Origin of the sequence: Streptomyces hesseae (assembly GCF_031845785.1) — a bacterium.
Lineage (GTDB): Bacteria > Actinomycetota > Actinomycetes > Streptomycetales > Streptomycetaceae > Streptomyces > Streptomyces hesseae.
On record NZ_JAVRFI010000001.1, the window covers coordinates 666,730 to 680,951 of the forward strand.

The window sequence follows — 14,222 nt, forward strand, 5'->3', positions numbered from 1 at the left end:
CGGGGGTCAGCCCTGGTAGGGGTGGAACCCCCGCCCCGCCTTGCGGCCGAGCAGCCCCGCCTCCACCATCCGCCGCAGCAACGGCGGCGCCGCGTAGAGCGGTTCGCGGAACTCCTCGTAGAGGGACTCCGCGATCGCCAGGACCGTGTCGAGGCCGATGAGGTCGGCCAGGGCCAGCGGGCCCATGGGGTGGGCGCAGCCGAGCTCCATGCCCGTGTCGATATCACAGGCGGTGGCGAAGCCGGACTCGGCCATGCGGATCGCGGAGAGGAGGTACGGCACGAGGAGGGCGTTGACGACGAAGCCTGCCCGGTCCTGGGAGCGGATCACCCGGCGGCCGAGCGTCGCGGTGACGAACTCCTCCGCCGTGCGCAGGGTTTCGGCGCCCGTGTGGAGGGAGGTGACGACCTCGACCAGCGGCATGACCGGCGCGGGGTTGAAGAAGTGGAGGCCGATGACGCGGTCCGCGCGTGTGGTGGCCATGCCCAGCCGCATCACGGGGACGGAGGAGGTGTTGGTGGCCAGGACGGCCGCCGGATCCTCGACGATCTTGTCGAGGCCGGCGAAGACCTCCGCCTTGACGCCGGCGTCCTCCACCACGGCCTCGACGACGAGCTGCCGGTCGGCCATGTCGTCGAGGTCGGCGGTGAGGACGATCCGGGCGAGGGCGGCGTCGCGTTCGTCCGCCGTGGCCTTGCCCCGGCCGACGGCCCGGTCGAGCGAGCGGGTGATCCGCTCGCGCGCGGCGCGCAGGGCCGTGGCGTCGGCTTCGCGGACGACCGTGTCGAGCCCGGCGCGGGCGCACACCTCGGCGATGCCCGCGCCCATCCGACCGCCGCCGACGACGCCGACGCGGCTGATCGAGCTGATCGGGGTGCCGGTCACCGGAACTGCTCCTCTTCGGTGGAGCCGCGCAGGGCGAGCGTCTCGGCGGCGGGGTTGAGTGCGGTGGACACCAGGTCGAAGTAGCCGGTGCCGACCTCGCGCTGGTGCTTGACGGCGGTGAACCCGTCGGCCTGGGCGGCGAACTCCCGCTCCTGGAGGTCGACGTAGGCGGTCATGCCGTGCTCGGCGTAGCCGCGCGCGAGGTCGAACATCGCGTGGTTGAGGGAGTGGAAGCCGGCCAGGGTGATGAACTGGAAGCGGTAGCCCATCGCGCCCAGCTCGCGCTGGAACTTGGCGATCCGGTCGTCGTCGAGCGCGGCCTTCCAGTTGAAGGACGGCGAGCAGTTGTAGGCCAGCGCCTTGCCGGGGTACTCGGCGTGGATCGCCTCGGCGAACTCGCGGGCCTGGGCGAGGTCGGGGGTGCCGGTCTCCATCCACAGCAGGTCGGCGTAGGGGGCGTAGGCCAGGCCGCGTGCGATGACCGGGGCCATGCCGGGCTCGACGCGGTGGAAGCCCTCCGCCGTGCGCCCGCCCGTGCAGAAGCGGGCGTCGCGCTCGTCGACGTCGCTGGTGAGCAGGTTGGCGGCGAGCGAGTCCGTGCGGGCCACGATCAGGGTGGGGACGTCGGCGATGTCGGCGGCGAGCCGGGCCGCGTTGAGGGTGCGGATGTGCTGGGCGGTGGGCACGAGGACCTTGCCGCCGAGGTGGCCGCACTTCTTCTCGGAGGCGAGCTGGTCCTCGTAGTGGATGCCCGCCGCACCGGCGGCGATCATCGCCTTGGTGAGCTCGAAGGCGTTGAGCGGGCCGCCGAAGCCGGCCTCGGCGTCGGCGACGACCGGCGCGAGCCAGTCCACGGAGGTGTCGCCCTCGGCGGTGGCGATCTGGTCGGCGCGCAGCAGGGCGTTGTTGATCCTGCGGACCACGGTGGGCACGGAGTTGACCGGGTAGAGGCTCTGGTCGGGGTAGGTGTGCCCGGCCTGGTTGGCGTCGGCGGCGACCTGCCAGCCGGAGAGGTAGATGGCGCGCAGCCCGGCCCGGACCATCTGCACGGCCTGGCCGCCGGTGAGGGCGCCGAGCGCGTGGACGTAGTCGTGGTCGCGCAGTTCGCGCCACAGGCGTTCGGCGCCGCGCCGGGCCAGCGTGTGCTCCTCGCGGACGCTGCCGGAGAGCCGTATCACGTCCTCTGCGTCGTAGGTCCGTTCGATGCCCTTCCAGCGCTCTTCGGTGGCCCAGCGCTCCGCGAGTGCCGCGGCCGTGGTTTCCGCCTGCTGCATGTCCCCTCCCGGGGGTTTCGGAGAGTCCGTCGCCGTAACGGCGAGGCGTGCGAAGTTGCGAAGCGTGCGAAGAATCGGAATGCCTGCGAAGGCCGTCGGCCCGGCCCCCCTCAGGGCCGGGCCGGCCGTGCGACGACTCTCCCACCGGCGCGGCCCGGCCGTCGACGGTGGCCGCGTGCCGATTTCCGCCAAGGGTCCACGGCCACTTTGCGAATGTTGCCAACACCACTACGCTCGCGGGTATGGCCAGGACCTACGCCGGCGCCCGGCTGCGCCGGCTGCGCGAGGAACGCGGACTCAGCCAGGCCGAGTTGGCCCGGAGGCTGGCCGTCTCCCCGAGTTACCTCAACCAGATGGAGCACGATGCCCGGCCGCTGACCGTGCCCGTACTGCTGCGGCTGACCGAGGCGTTCGGCGTGGATCCCGGCTTCTTCGCCGAGCGGGACACCAACCGCCTCATGGCGGACCTGCGGGAGGCGCTCGCGGACGGGCCGGAGGGCGGCCGGGTCTCCCCCGCCGAGCTGAGCGAGCTCGCCCACCGGCTGCCGACGGTGGCCCGGATCCTGCTCGACCTCGACCGCCGGAACCGCGCGCTCACCGAGCGGGTGGCCGAACTCGCGGGCGACCGGGGGCCGGACGAGGCCGCCGTCCTGGGCCGCACCCCGTACGACGAGGTGCGGGAGTTCTTCTACCGGCGCCAGAACTACCTCCATGACCTGGACACGGCCGCCGAGGGCCTGGCGGCCGGGATCGGGCTGCGGCGCGGCGAGGTCCGGCAGGCGCTGGCGGCGCGGCTCGCCGAGCACCACGGCGTCCGGCTGGTCGCCGACGCGGAGCAGCAGCACCGCTACGACCCCGCTTCCCGGGTGCTGCACTATTCACCCCGGCTCCGCCCCGGCCAGCAGGCCTTCCGGATGGCGACGCAACTGGCGCTGCTGGAGTACGGGCGGGAGCTCTCCCGGCAGGCGGCCGAGGACTTCGCGGAGGACTCCCCCGCCTGGACGCCCGCCCGGATCGGCATCGCCAACTACTTCGCCGCCGCGCTGATCCTGCCGTACGGCGTCTTCCACACCGCCGCCGAGGAGACGCGCTACGACATCGAGCGCCTCGCCGACCACTTCGGGGTCGGCTACGAGACCGTCTGCCACCGGCTGTCCACCCTCCAGCGGCCGGGGGCGCGGGGCGTGCCGTTCTCCTTCGTCCGCGTCGACCGGGCGGGCAACCTCTCCAAGCGGCAGTCCGCCACCGGCTTCCACTTCTCACGCGGCGGGGGCACCTGCCCGCTGTGGAACGTCTACGAGGCCTTCTCCTCGCCCGGCCGGGTGGATGTGCAGATGGCCGCCATGCCGGACGGCCGGCGCTATCTGTGGACGGCCCGTACGGTCACCCGTTCCCGGGGCGGCTGGCACGAGCCCGGCAAGACCTTCGCCATCGGCCTGGGCTGCGAGATCCGGCACGCGCACCGGCTCGTCTACTCCGCCGGCCTCGACCTGGACGACGCGTCGGCCGCGACGCCCATCGGCATGGGCTGCCGGGTCTGCGAACGGCTGGACTGCCCCCAGCGGGCCGTACCACCCCTGGGGCGCCGGCTGGCCGTCGACGAGAACCGCACGACCTTCGTGCCGTACCCGGTGCAATAGCTCTGAGGCGCGAGGACTCCGGTACCGCTATACGATGAAAAAGGCCCTTATACAGGAACCTTGTCCCGTCGTTTGCCCTCTCTCCAGGAGACCCCCCGTGAAGAGGAGCGACAACCGTGGGCCTTACGTCCCAGACCTTCCTGCTGACCCTGGTGGTCATAGCCGTCGCGGTGACCGCGCTGGTCCTGTGGCTGTGGCCGCGGGCCGCGAAGAAGGGGCCCCTGGCGTTCGCCTCCCGCCTCGGGATGCTCGTACTGGCCCAGCTCTGCATCCTGTCCGTGCTCCTCGTCGCGGCGAACAACGAGTTCGGCTTCTACTCCACGTGGAAGGAGCTCCTCGGGCAGAACTCCCGCAAGCAGGCGCTGCAGACCGGTTCGGGCAACGGCAAGCGGCCCCCCGCCCTGACGGTCAAGGGACAGGAGCCCGTCGGCCTCGGCCCGAAGGAAAAGGCAGGACGGGTCGACCGGATCGAGATCAACGGCCCGGTGACCGGGCTGAGCATGGACGGCTTCGCCTATCTCCCGCCCCAGTACTTCCAGAAGGCGCATGAGAAGGACACCTTCCCCGTGATCGTGTCGATCACGGGCCAGCCCGGCCAGTCCATCAACCTCATCACCAAGGCCAAGGTCCCCCAGGCCGCCTCCAAGGCCGTGATGGCGGGCGAGATGAAGCCGACGATCGTGCTGATGCTGCGCCCCTCGGTGGTGGCGGACCGCGACACCAACTGCACGGACGTGCCCGGCGGTCCGCAGGCGCTGACCTTCTTCAACCAGGACGTCCCGATCGCCGTCAACGACGTCTACCGCGTGGACAACGCCCGGGGCGCCTGGGGCGCGGTCGGCAACTCCACCGGCGGCTACTGCGCGTTGAAGATGGCCATGACCGACCCCTACCGGTACGGCGCCGCCGCCGGCCTGTCCACCGACCTCTTCGCCCGCCAGGACCGCGACACCGGCGACCTCTACGCCGGCAACAAGCAGCTCAAGAACGAGTCCGACCTGACGTGGCGCCTGGAGCACATGCCCCCGCCCCCGGTCTCCCTGCTCCTGGCCGCCAGCGAGAAGGGCGAGGAGAAGTACTACGCGCAGATGCAGAAGTTCGCGGGGAAGGCCAAGCCCCCCACCAGGATCGAGAAGCTGGTGCGCGAGGAGGGCGGCCACAACTTCGTCACCTGGCGCGAGGAGTACCCCGTGGTGCTCCGCTGGCTCGACAAGCAACTCGCCACCCGCCGCTGAGCCTTGCGCACACGCCCTTCACGACCGGAGGGGAACGGTATCGGCAGGCACCACGTCCCAGCCAGTGTGGCCCGAATGCGCACGGCTCCGTACGCCGTACGCGGGGGGAAGGGGCGTACGGCAAATGGACACGGAACGCCGCAAACCACTGCTGGCCGGGCGCTACCGGCTCATGGAGCAGCTCGGCCGGGGCGGCATGGGCGTCGTCTGGCTGGCCATGGACGAGGTGCTGGACCGCGAGGTGGCGGCGAAGGAGGTCCAGGCGCCGGAGCGGATGGGCGCCGACGACGTACGCGTCCTCTACGCCCGGCTGAAACAGGAGGCCCGCGCGGCCGCCCGGGTCAGCCACCCCAATGTCATCACCGTGCACGACGTGGTGGAGCAGGAGGGCCGCCCCTGGATCGTGATGGAGCTGGTGCGCGGGCAGTCCCTGGACGACGTGCTCCGCCGGGAGGGGGTGCTGACGCCCAAGGAGGCCGCCCGGATCGGCGCCCTGGTGCTCCAGGCGCTGCGCGCCGCCCACGCCGTCGGGGTGCTCCACCGCGACGTCAAACCGGCCAACGTCCTGCTGGAGTCCGGCGGCCGGGTCGTCCTCACCGACTTCGGCATCGCGCTCGTCGAAGGCGCGGGCACCCTCACCCGCACCGGCGACCTCATCGGCTCGGCCGAGTACCTCGCCCCGGAACGGGCGACGGGCAAGCGCCCCGGCATCCCCTCCGACCTCTGGTCGCTGGGCACCCTGCTCTATGTGGCGGTCGAGGGGGTGTCGCCGTTCCGGCGCGGCGACGCCCTCAGCACGCTGCGGGCCGTCGTCGACGACCCGCTGGCACCGCCCCGGCGCGCCGGCCCGCTGACGTCGCTGCTGGAAGGGCTGCTGCGGAAGGACCCCGCGCGGCGGATGGGCTCGGCCGAGGCCGAGCAGCTCCTGGATGCCGTCGCCACCGGCCGGCTGACGGAGCATCCGGGGTACGTGCCCACGACCCTCGACGAGCCGGTGCGCGCCCGGTCGGAGACCCCGTCCCCGGTCCCCCTGCCCGTACGGGAGACGCCACCGCCGTTCACGCCGACGCCGTCACCGACACCGACACCGACACCGACACATACGCCCACGCCCACACCGACGCCCACGCCCACGCCCACACCGACGCCGACGCCTTCACCGACGCCGAGGCCCTGGGCCGGGCCCTCCCCCGTCGCCTCGCCGACCCCGCCGCCCGTACCGGTCGGGCTCCAGCAGGGGGGCCTCGCCACGCCCCTGGTCGTCCCGTCCTACGGCGATCCGCGCCACCCCGCCTACCCGGTGCGCCCGGATCCGGATCCGCTGCCGGATCCCGGAAGGCGGAAGGCCGCCTGGATCGTGGCGGCCGTCACCGCGCTGGTCCTGGTCGCCGGGGGCACCGCCGGAGTGATCGCCTTGCGCGACGCGGGGGACAAGGGCACGGGGACCCCGGGCGGCGGGCCCACCGCCTCGGTCTCCCAGGGCACGGGCGGGGGCCAGGACGGGCAGAGCCAGGCCCCGGCCACCGTGGGGACCGGGGACGACGGGTCCGGCGACCCGTCCCCCACCTACGAACCATCTCCCAGCCCGCGGACGACGTGCGGCGGTGGCTGGGTGACGTCGTGTTAGTCACGCTATCGGGGGTGTGAGTGTGCAACGGACCAGGATCGTCTCACTGCTGACGGTGCCCGTGCTGCTGGCCGGCGCGGGGCTGACGGCCTGCTCCTCGGACGGGGGGAAGCCGTCGAGGATCGCCCTGGAGGCGGCGGGCGTGGTGGCGGCGCAGCCGTTCGTCGCCGCCCCGGGACCCGACGTCCAGGGTGTCAAGGCCGTCCCGCCGACCGGGGGCACCACCCGGGCCGACGCCCGGGGGGCGTTCGGCGGGACGCCGGGCATGACCCGCTGCGACCGGGCCAAGCTGATCGACCAGCTGACCCAGGACCCGGTGAAGGGCAAGGCCTGGGCCGCCGTGCGGGGCATCGCCTTCGAACGGATCAAGGATCACATCAACAACCTCAACGAGGTCACCCTCAGGCAGGACACCCTCGTCGAGAACCACAACTACCAGGGCGACGGCAAGACCGTCGCGTACCTCTCCGTCCTCCAGGCGGGCGTCACCATCCTCCGGGACGACTACGGGACCCCGGCCGTGAAGTGCAACTGCGGCAACCCGCTGGGGAAGCCGGACGACGTCGACCGGAAGGGGTCCACGTACACCGGGAGCAAGTGGGAGCACTTCGAGGTCACCCAGATCACCGTGATCGAGGCGCGCACCATCGAGCAGGGCCCCCTGAAGTCGGTCACGCTCGTCGACGTCGGGCAGCCCGACAAGGCCTTCGACCGGCCGGCCAAGGGCGACGGCTCGACCGACGGCAAGCCGTATCCCCTGCCGTCGCCCACTCCGTCGCGGCCGGGCGGGTCCGGGTCCCCGTCGGAGCCGGGGTCCGGTTCTCCCTCCGGTTCCGCTTCCGGTTCCGGTTCCGGCTCCCCGTCCGAGCCGGGTACGGGCTCCCCCTCGGACTCGCCCTCCGGCTCGGGCTCGGCGTCGGGACAGGGCCCGTCCTCGACCCCGTCCCACTCGGCCACCGGTACGGGCGGCGGTCACAGCCCGTCGTCCGGCGGCGGGCACACGGCGTCCAAGCGGCCCTCGCTCCCGGCGCCGTCACGGACCGGCGGCGGTGGCGGTGGCGGTACGCACACGCCCCCGCCGAAGTCGATCGCCCCTCCGCCGCCCACGTCCGGCCGGACGCCGGGCACGGTGCCGACGCACGCCACCACCGCCGCGCCCGCGCACACGACGGCCGTGGCGCCCCCGCCCGAGCGCACCACCGCCGTGGCCCCACCCGAACGGAAGACAAAGGCACCGCCGGAGCGGACCGCGGCCCCACCGGAACGGAAGACCGAGGCCCCGCCGGCCGTCAACCCGCCGGCTCCGACCGGGCACGCGCCAACCGGCTACCAGTGATCTCGTACGTCGGTGACGCGTACAGCCCCCGCGCCCGCCGCGCCGGGTCGGGGTGGGGGTTGCGGCAGAGCCGCCCGGCGAGGTCGCGGAGCTCCAGCATGGTGGGCACGGTCCGGCGCAGCGCCCCGGGGTCGCCGGTGAAGGCCTGTTCCAGGACGCACAGCAGGCGCGCGTAGACGTCGTCGAAGCGGTCGGCGGCCCGCCGGACCTCACCGTCCGGCGGGTAGTCGGCGGCCCGGGCGGCGGGGTCGATGGGGTAGGCGTCGTGCCAGGTCACCGGCAGCGCCGGGCCGGTCGGCCCGGTGGCGGGGGTGTCGTGGGGCCCGTAGGAGCGCTGCCGGAGGATCTCGTCGAAGCGGAAGTAGTGCGCGGGCTGCCGGGCCTCGCCGAAGAGCCGGTCGTCGGAGTCGAAAACGGTCCGGTCGGCGCCCTCGCCCTGCTCGGTGATCACGCGCAGGGCGGTGAGCGCCGAGGCGAGGTCGGTGACGGGGAAGACCTCGCCGCCCGAGTCGTAGAAGTCCCGGGGCCCCACCTGGCGCGCGGGGTCGCCGTTGAAGAGCTCGCGTTCGCCGAGTCCGTCCGTCAGCCGGAGCACGCCCTCCCGGATGGTGCGGTAGAACTGGCCGACCGAGGTCCAGCCGTCGTCCTCGCGCACCGACGGATGGCCGGGCGGCCCGGCCACGTACGCGGGGCGTTCGACGGCCAGGAAGGTCTCCAGCGCCTCGACGCCGAAGTGGCGCAGGGCGACGGTGACGCCGTCCTTGCTGAAGGGCAGCCGGGTGGGATAGGCGCTGACGAACCGTGAGTGGGCCACGAGGGGCCGGCCGCCGACCGCGTTGAGGAGGTTGGCGACGAGCGTCATGTGGAGCATCTCCTCCAGCACCACGCTCCGGATGACGAAGAAGGCGGGGCGGTTGGTGCCCGCCCGCATCGTGTACATGGCGGTGAGGTAGGGCGGGATGGTGAGGTGCTCCAGCGTCAGCGCGGCCTGGAGGAACAGCTGGAGGTCCGCGCGGTCGCGCGGTACCCGGAACGGCGGCTCCGCCAGGACGGCGGGCCGGGGCGTGGCGTCCGCGGCGGTCATGTCCGTCCCTCCGGCAGGCGGGCCTCGTCCCGCACGGGCGGGGCGGGGTGGACGACCCGGGGCCGGTGGAGCTCCCCGAGGTCGCGGTCGACGGCCTCGGCGCTGCGCAGCGCGAGGGCGGTCATGGTGAGCGAGGGGTTGGAGGTGCCGACCGAGGGCATGCTGCCGCAGCCGACGGCGTAGAGGTTGGGGTGGTCCCAGCAGCGCTGCCACGGGTCGACCACGGAGGTCGTGGGCGAGTTCCCCATGATGTGGGTGCCGGCCGCGTGGCCCGCGCCCTGGAAGACGTAGTCGCGTCCCTCGAATCGGTACCAGCCGGGGGCGGCGGGCCCCGGGGCGTACGCGGTCCGGTCGTCGGCGCCGAGCAGGGCGAAGAGGCTGCCGGAGACGGCCCGGGCGGTGGCGATGCCGCGTTTGACGTGGTCGGAGAGGTCGTAGGTGAGGACGGGCCGTGGATTGCCGAGGCTGTCGCGGTGGCGGGGGTCGACGGTGACGCGGTTGCGACTCTCGGCGTCCTGTTCCATGGCGAACTGGAGGCACAGCTGACGGCCGACGTCGCGGCCCAGTGTCTCGCGCAGCGCGGTGCCGAAGAGGCCCTCGCCGCGCGGCGCCCCGGTGTCGGCCCCGATGCCGAGGAGGCGGGCGACGTCGCTGGCCGGGGCGCCGGTGGGCCAGCTCCAGCCCCAGTTGGCGATCTCCACGCGGAAGGGGGCGCGGTCGCGCCGGGCGGCCCCGGTGCGGAAGCCCTCCAGGCCGGAGGTGGAGCCGGGGCCCCGGAACGGGCCGACGGGCCGGTCCAGCAGGCCCCAGGTGAGCAGGGTGGGGTGGTCCATGAGGTTGCGGCCCACCTGGTCACTGCTGTTGGCGAGCCCGGAGAGCAGCAGCAGCTTGGCGTTCTCGACGGCGTGGGCGGCGAGGACGACGACGTCCGCCTCGGCGGTGTGAGTGGTGTGCGCGGGGCTCGCGGGGTCGTCGTAGCGCTGGTACTCGACGCCGAGGACGCGTCCGTTGCCCGCGACGAGGACGCGATTCACCACGGCGCGGGCGAGGAGGGTGACCCGGTGGCTCCAGGTGGCCTGGGTCCGGCGGGCGTCGTACTTCGCCTGGACGGGGCAGATGGGGACGCAGGAGGCGTTGCCGACGCACCGTTCGCCGTAGTTGGGCAGCCCCACCGCGCCGGCGGGACGGTAGCCGCGGCCGCCGTCGTGGCGTGGGTCGGGGGTGCTGTTGCGGGCGTGCGGGGTGGTGACCACGCGCAGGACGGTCCCGGGCCCGTCCGGGGTCTCCCGGACGGAGGTGCCGTCGAGGCGGGCGGCGAGGACCCGGTCGAGGTGGCTGCGGGGGATCGGGCGCATCGGGTAGGCGTAGCCGGGCGGGAAGGGCAGGCCGATGGCGTCGCGCTGCTCGTCGGCGTCCCCGGCGGCGCCCAGGGCGTGTTCGGCGGCCCGGTAGTGGGGTTCCAGGTCGGCGTAGCCGAGGGGCCAGTCCCGTCCGTAGCCGTAGTCGGCGCGCACGGCGAAGTCGTCCGGGTGCATCCGGGGCACCAGGCCCATCCAGTGGAGGGTGGTGCCGCCGGAGGCGCGCAGGTAGTCGCTGGCGTAGGGCAGGGGGCCGTCCTGGACGAAGTAGCCGTGGGCCCGGTAGCCGCCGGACGGCAGGCCCTCCAGGTCGAGGACGTCCGGGGAGGGCGCGGCGGCGTTGGCCCGGTAGGGCGCGTTGGGGACCTTGGCGAGGGCCGCGTAGTAGGTGTCCAGGGCGTCGAGGTGACCGGGCCAGGTGTCCAGGGTGCGGGTGCCGGCCTCCAGGACGAGGACGCGCCACCCTTGGTCGCCCAGGTGTTTGGCGACGAGGGAGCCGGCGAGCCCGGCGCCGACGACGATGGCGTCGTGGCGGTGCGCGGTGGGCTGACGGGTGGTCATGCCGTGCCCTCCGTCGCCGGGTCGGGGGCGGAGGGGGGCGGGTCGGCCCAGGTGCCGAAGCCGGGCGGGCGGGCGCCCGGCGGGTGGCCGTGGAAGGTCCGCCAGGCCAGGCCCTCGGTCCAGGCCTCGGGCGAGACGACGAAGGCGGTGTTGGGCTTCTCGCGGCCGAGCGCCGTGTGGGTGGCGCGGGCGAGGGGCGGCCAGACGCCCAGGTACCACAGGTGGGTGATGGCCCGGGCGATGTCGCGCGAGACCTCGTCGGCGAGGGCGCCGGGGTCGCCCCCGGCGGCGGCCAGGTCGTCGAGGAAGCGGCCCACGGCCGCCCGGCCCAGCTGGTCGAGGGTGGTGTCGTGGTAGAGCCGGACCATGCCGGTGCCCCGGAGGTCGAATTCGCCGAAGCCGGTGAGGCGTACGGACAGTTCGACGAACCCGGCGCATTCCGGGGGCGCTGTGGCCGGTGCGGCGGGTGTGGGTGGCGGTGCCGTGTGTGCCGTGTGCTGGGTGTCCATCCGTGCTCCCCCGTCCATACGACTGCCGCTTTTCTAGCGGACCGTCCGCAATGGGCGGAAGAGGGGTGAACGCCCTTCATTCCTCGCGGTGATGGCAGGGGGCGTACCCCTGGTTCCTCAGCGTCGTACGAGGTCGCTGGGGTCGGTGTTGGCGCCGCAGACCACCACGGCCACGCGCTCGCCCTCGGCGGGCGCGTACGCGGCGCCCGCTCCCCCGGCCAGGGCGGCGAGGGCGGTGGCGGCGGCGTGTTCGACGGCCAGCCTGCGGTCGTCCCAGAGGGCCTGGCGGGCGCGGACGATCGCGGTGTCGGGCACCAGCACGGAACGCACACCGGGGTCCCGGGCGATGGCCAGGGCGGTACGCGAAACCCGGCGGGCGCCGAGCGCGTCGGCGGCGACGGAGTCGACGGGCACGTCGATGACCCGGCCGGCCTCCAGCGCGGCGTTCAGCGTGCGGCAGCCCTCGGGCTCGACGGCGACGGTCCGTACGCCGTGGTGGCGGGCGGCGGTGGCGACGCCGGAGAACAGCCCGCCGCCGCCGACCGCGACGACCACGGTGTCCAGCCCGGGAACCCGGGCCCGGATCTCGTCGACGAGCGTGCCCGCCCCGGCCGCGATCAGCGGGTGGTCGTAGGCGTGGCTGGCCAGGGCGCCGGTGGTCGCGGCGAACTCCTCGCAGGCCGCCAGCGCCTCGGCGTACTCGGCGCCCACCAGGCGGACGTCCGCGCCGTAGCCGCGCAGCTTGGCCACCTTCACGTGGGGGGCGTTCTCGGGCAGGAAGACCGTGGCCCGCACGCCTTGGAGCCGGGCGGCCCACGCGCAGGCCAGCCCGGCGTTGCCACCGGAGGCGATGGTCACACCGGCCTCGGGCAGCGTGCCGGCCTCGCGGTGGGAGGCGAGGAAGTTGTAGGCGCCGCGCGCCTTGAAGGAGCCGCCGTGCTGCATGTGCTCCAGCGCCAGCCACACGCCGTCGTCGCCCTCGACGACGGCGACGGGCCGGGTGCGCCCGGCCAGCCGGTCGGCGGCCCGCTTGATGTCGTCATAGGTGAGATCACACACGGCCTGCTCCTTCGAATGAACGGATCACTCCACGGTACGGGATCGTTTCCGGTGGCCGCCGGGCCGGACGGCCCTGCTTTTACCGGTCATTCGGCGGGATACGGGTCCTGATGCGGTATCAGAGATCATTCCCCGCGTAGGAGAGGTTGAAGCTCTTGTTCGCCAGTGGGAAGTCCGGGACGATCGTGTCCGCCAGGGCCACCGGGAGCGCCGGCCAGTTGAAGAACGACGGGTCCACGATCTTCACCCGGCTCAGTACGGGGCCCGGGCCGAGCTCGACGCGGGTGGCGATCGTGCCGCGCCAGCCCTCGACGAGCCCCACGCCCGAGCGGGGGCCGGGGGCCGCCGGGTCGGCCTCCGGCGGATGGGCCACGGTGGCGCCCGGCGCCAGGCCGTCCGTGAGGTGTTCGATCAGGGCCAGCGAGGTGTCGATCTCCTCCGCCCGGACCAGGAACCGGGCCAGCACGTCGCCGCCCGAGTGGACCGGGACGCGCAGCGCGGGGCCGTAGTCGTACAGCGGATGGGCGAGGCGCGCGTCGGCGGCCAGGCCGCTGGCCCGTGCCACATAGCCGAGGCAGCCCAGGTCCCGGGCGGCCCCGGCAGTGAGCCGGGCCGTACCCGTGAAGCGGTCGCGGACGGTGGTGTGGCCCAGGGCCAGTTCCACGATCGAGCGGATGTCCTCGCCGAGCGCCCGCATCCGCTCCGGGCGGGGCACGGAGCGCAGCTCCGCGCCGCCGAGGACGACGCCGCCGCGCAGCAGCCGGTGGCCGGTGACCTCCCGGTTGAGCCTCAGCAATTCCTCCCGGACGCGCTGGGCCTGGGCGTTGAGCACGCCGTGGCCGACGTCGTTGCACAGCGCGCCCAGGTCGGCGACGTGGTTGTGGAGGCGTTCGAGTTCCAGGAGCAGCGCCCGCGCGCGACGGGCGGCGTCGGTTACCCGGACGGCGAGGGCCTCCTCCACGGCCAGGCAGTAGGCCAGCGCGTGTCCCACGGCGGTGTCGCCGCTGACGCGCTCGGCCAGTGACAGCCCGCGCCCGGCGGTGCGGCCCTCGAAGAGCTTCTCGACGCCCTTGTGCGTGAACCACAGCCGGGCCTTGAGCTTGATGATCGTCTCTCCGACCACGGAGAACCGGAAGTGGCCGGGCTCGATCAGCCCGGCGTGCACCGGGCCGACAGGGATCTCGTAGACGCCGTCGCCCTCGACCTCCAGGAAGGGATACGGGCCCTCGGGCTCGGCGAACGGCGGGGGCGGTCCCGCGTCCGGGCGCATCGGGTACCAGCCGCGCGGCCAGTGGAAGTGCCGCACGAGCCGGTGGGGCAGCGGGTGGTCCCGGGGGACGATGCCGTACAGGTCGCGCGTCTCCCGCTCGAACCGGCCCCCGGGGAAGGAGAGCCGGGCCAGCGTGGGCAGTTCCGGCGCGTCGGGGTCGAGGCGCACGTGCAGTTCGGTACGGGTGTCGGGCGGGCCGGAGACGAAGAGGTGGACGACCCGTACGGCGCGGTCGTGGTCGCCGTGGGCCGGGTCGTGGTGGGCGGCGACCAGGGCGAGGCGGTGGCCGGCGCGCAGCAGTTCGGCGAAGCGCGCGGGCAGTTCGGCGGCGTCGGTGACGGTGACGGTCCGTGATCCGGTGCCCGTCTCGAGCGACTCCATGGC

At 73.8% G+C, this 14,222-nt stretch carries 11 protein-coding genes; 4 read left to right on the forward strand and 7 right to left on the reverse strand.

Annotated elements, in window-relative coordinates; translation table 11 throughout:
• Positions 1 to 6: 6 nt before the first annotated feature.
• Both RM609_RS02495 and aceA read right to left on the reverse strand, forming a co-directional pair.
• Positions 7 to 885: a 3-hydroxybutyryl-CoA dehydrogenase gene (locus RM609_RS02495; protein WP_311607481.1), complete on the reverse strand. Its 879-nt coding sequence runs from the start codon at positions 883 to 885 to the stop codon at positions 7 to 9.
• Positions 882 to 2,159 (reverse strand): isocitrate lyase, encoded by a 1,278-nt coding sequence (aceA, locus tag RM609_RS02500; RefSeq protein WP_311607482.1) that lies wholly within the window; start codon positions 2,157 to 2,159, stop codon positions 882 to 884. Before aceA ends, RM609_RS02495 begins: the two co-directional genes overlap by 4 nt.
• A 242-nt stretch (positions 2,160 to 2,401) precedes the next feature.
• Between aceA and RM609_RS02505 the strand changes: the two genes are divergently transcribed.
• The 4 genes from RM609_RS02505 (at position 2,402) to RM609_RS02520 (ending at position 7,997) form a co-directional block, all read left to right on the forward strand.
• Entirely contained in the window at positions 2,402 to 3,799 is a 1,398-nt protein-coding gene (locus RM609_RS02505; RefSeq protein ID WP_311607483.1) for a short-chain fatty acyl-CoA regulator family protein, read from the forward strand.
• 116 nt (positions 3,800 to 3,915) lie between these two features.
• Positions 3,916 to 5,034 carry an alpha/beta hydrolase gene (locus tag RM609_RS02510; RefSeq protein WP_311607486.1) on the forward strand — a complete coding sequence of 373 codons (1,119 nt, stop codon included), beginning with the start codon at positions 3,916 to 3,918 and terminating at the stop codon, positions 5,032 to 5,034.
• 124 nt (positions 5,035 to 5,158) lie between these two features.
• On the forward strand, positions 5,159 to 6,661 hold the full coding sequence (locus tag RM609_RS02515) for a serine/threonine-protein kinase (protein ID WP_311607487.1): 1,503 nt from the start codon (positions 5,159 to 5,161) through the stop codon (positions 6,659 to 6,661).
• 22 nt (positions 6,662 to 6,683) lie between these two features.
• On the forward strand, positions 6,684 to 7,997 hold the full coding sequence (locus RM609_RS02520; RefSeq protein ID WP_311607488.1) for a DUF6777 domain-containing protein: 1,314 nt from the start codon (positions 6,684 to 6,686) through the stop codon (positions 7,995 to 7,997).
• Here the strand turns inward: RM609_RS02520 and RM609_RS02525 are convergent.
• The 5 genes from RM609_RS02525 to RM609_RS02545 form a co-directional block, all read right to left on the reverse strand.
• Positions 7,951 to 9,081, reverse strand: coding sequence for a ferritin-like domain-containing protein (locus tag RM609_RS02525; protein WP_311607489.1), 1,131 nt, complete (start codon positions 9,079 to 9,081; stop codon positions 7,951 to 7,953). The two genes, RM609_RS02520 and RM609_RS02525, sit on opposite strands and share 47 nt — an antisense overlap.
• Positions 9,078 to 11,000, reverse strand: coding sequence for a GMC family oxidoreductase (locus tag RM609_RS02530; RefSeq protein ID WP_311607491.1), 1,923 nt, complete (start codon positions 10,998 to 11,000; stop codon positions 9,078 to 9,080). The genes RM609_RS02525 and RM609_RS02530 overlap by 4 nt, the downstream gene beginning before the upstream one ends.
• Positions 10,997 to 11,509 carry a hypothetical protein gene (locus tag RM609_RS02535; RefSeq protein WP_311607492.1) on the reverse strand — a complete coding sequence of 171 codons (513 nt, stop codon included), beginning with the start codon at positions 11,507 to 11,509 and terminating at the stop codon, positions 10,997 to 10,999. Before RM609_RS02535 ends, RM609_RS02530 begins: the two co-directional genes overlap by 4 nt.
• A 117-nt stretch (positions 11,510 to 11,626) precedes the next feature.
• Complete coding sequence (locus tag RM609_RS02540; RefSeq protein ID WP_311607493.1) at positions 11,627 to 12,568, reverse strand: threonine/serine dehydratase; 942 nt, start codon at positions 12,566 to 12,568, stop codon at positions 11,627 to 11,629.
• 118 nt (positions 12,569 to 12,686) lie between these two features.
• On the reverse strand, positions 12,687 to 14,219 hold the full coding sequence (locus tag RM609_RS02545) for a hydrogenase large subunit (protein ID WP_311607494.1): 1,533 nt from the start codon (positions 14,217 to 14,219) through the stop codon (positions 12,687 to 12,689).
• Positions 14,220 to 14,222: the final 3 nt, after the last annotated feature.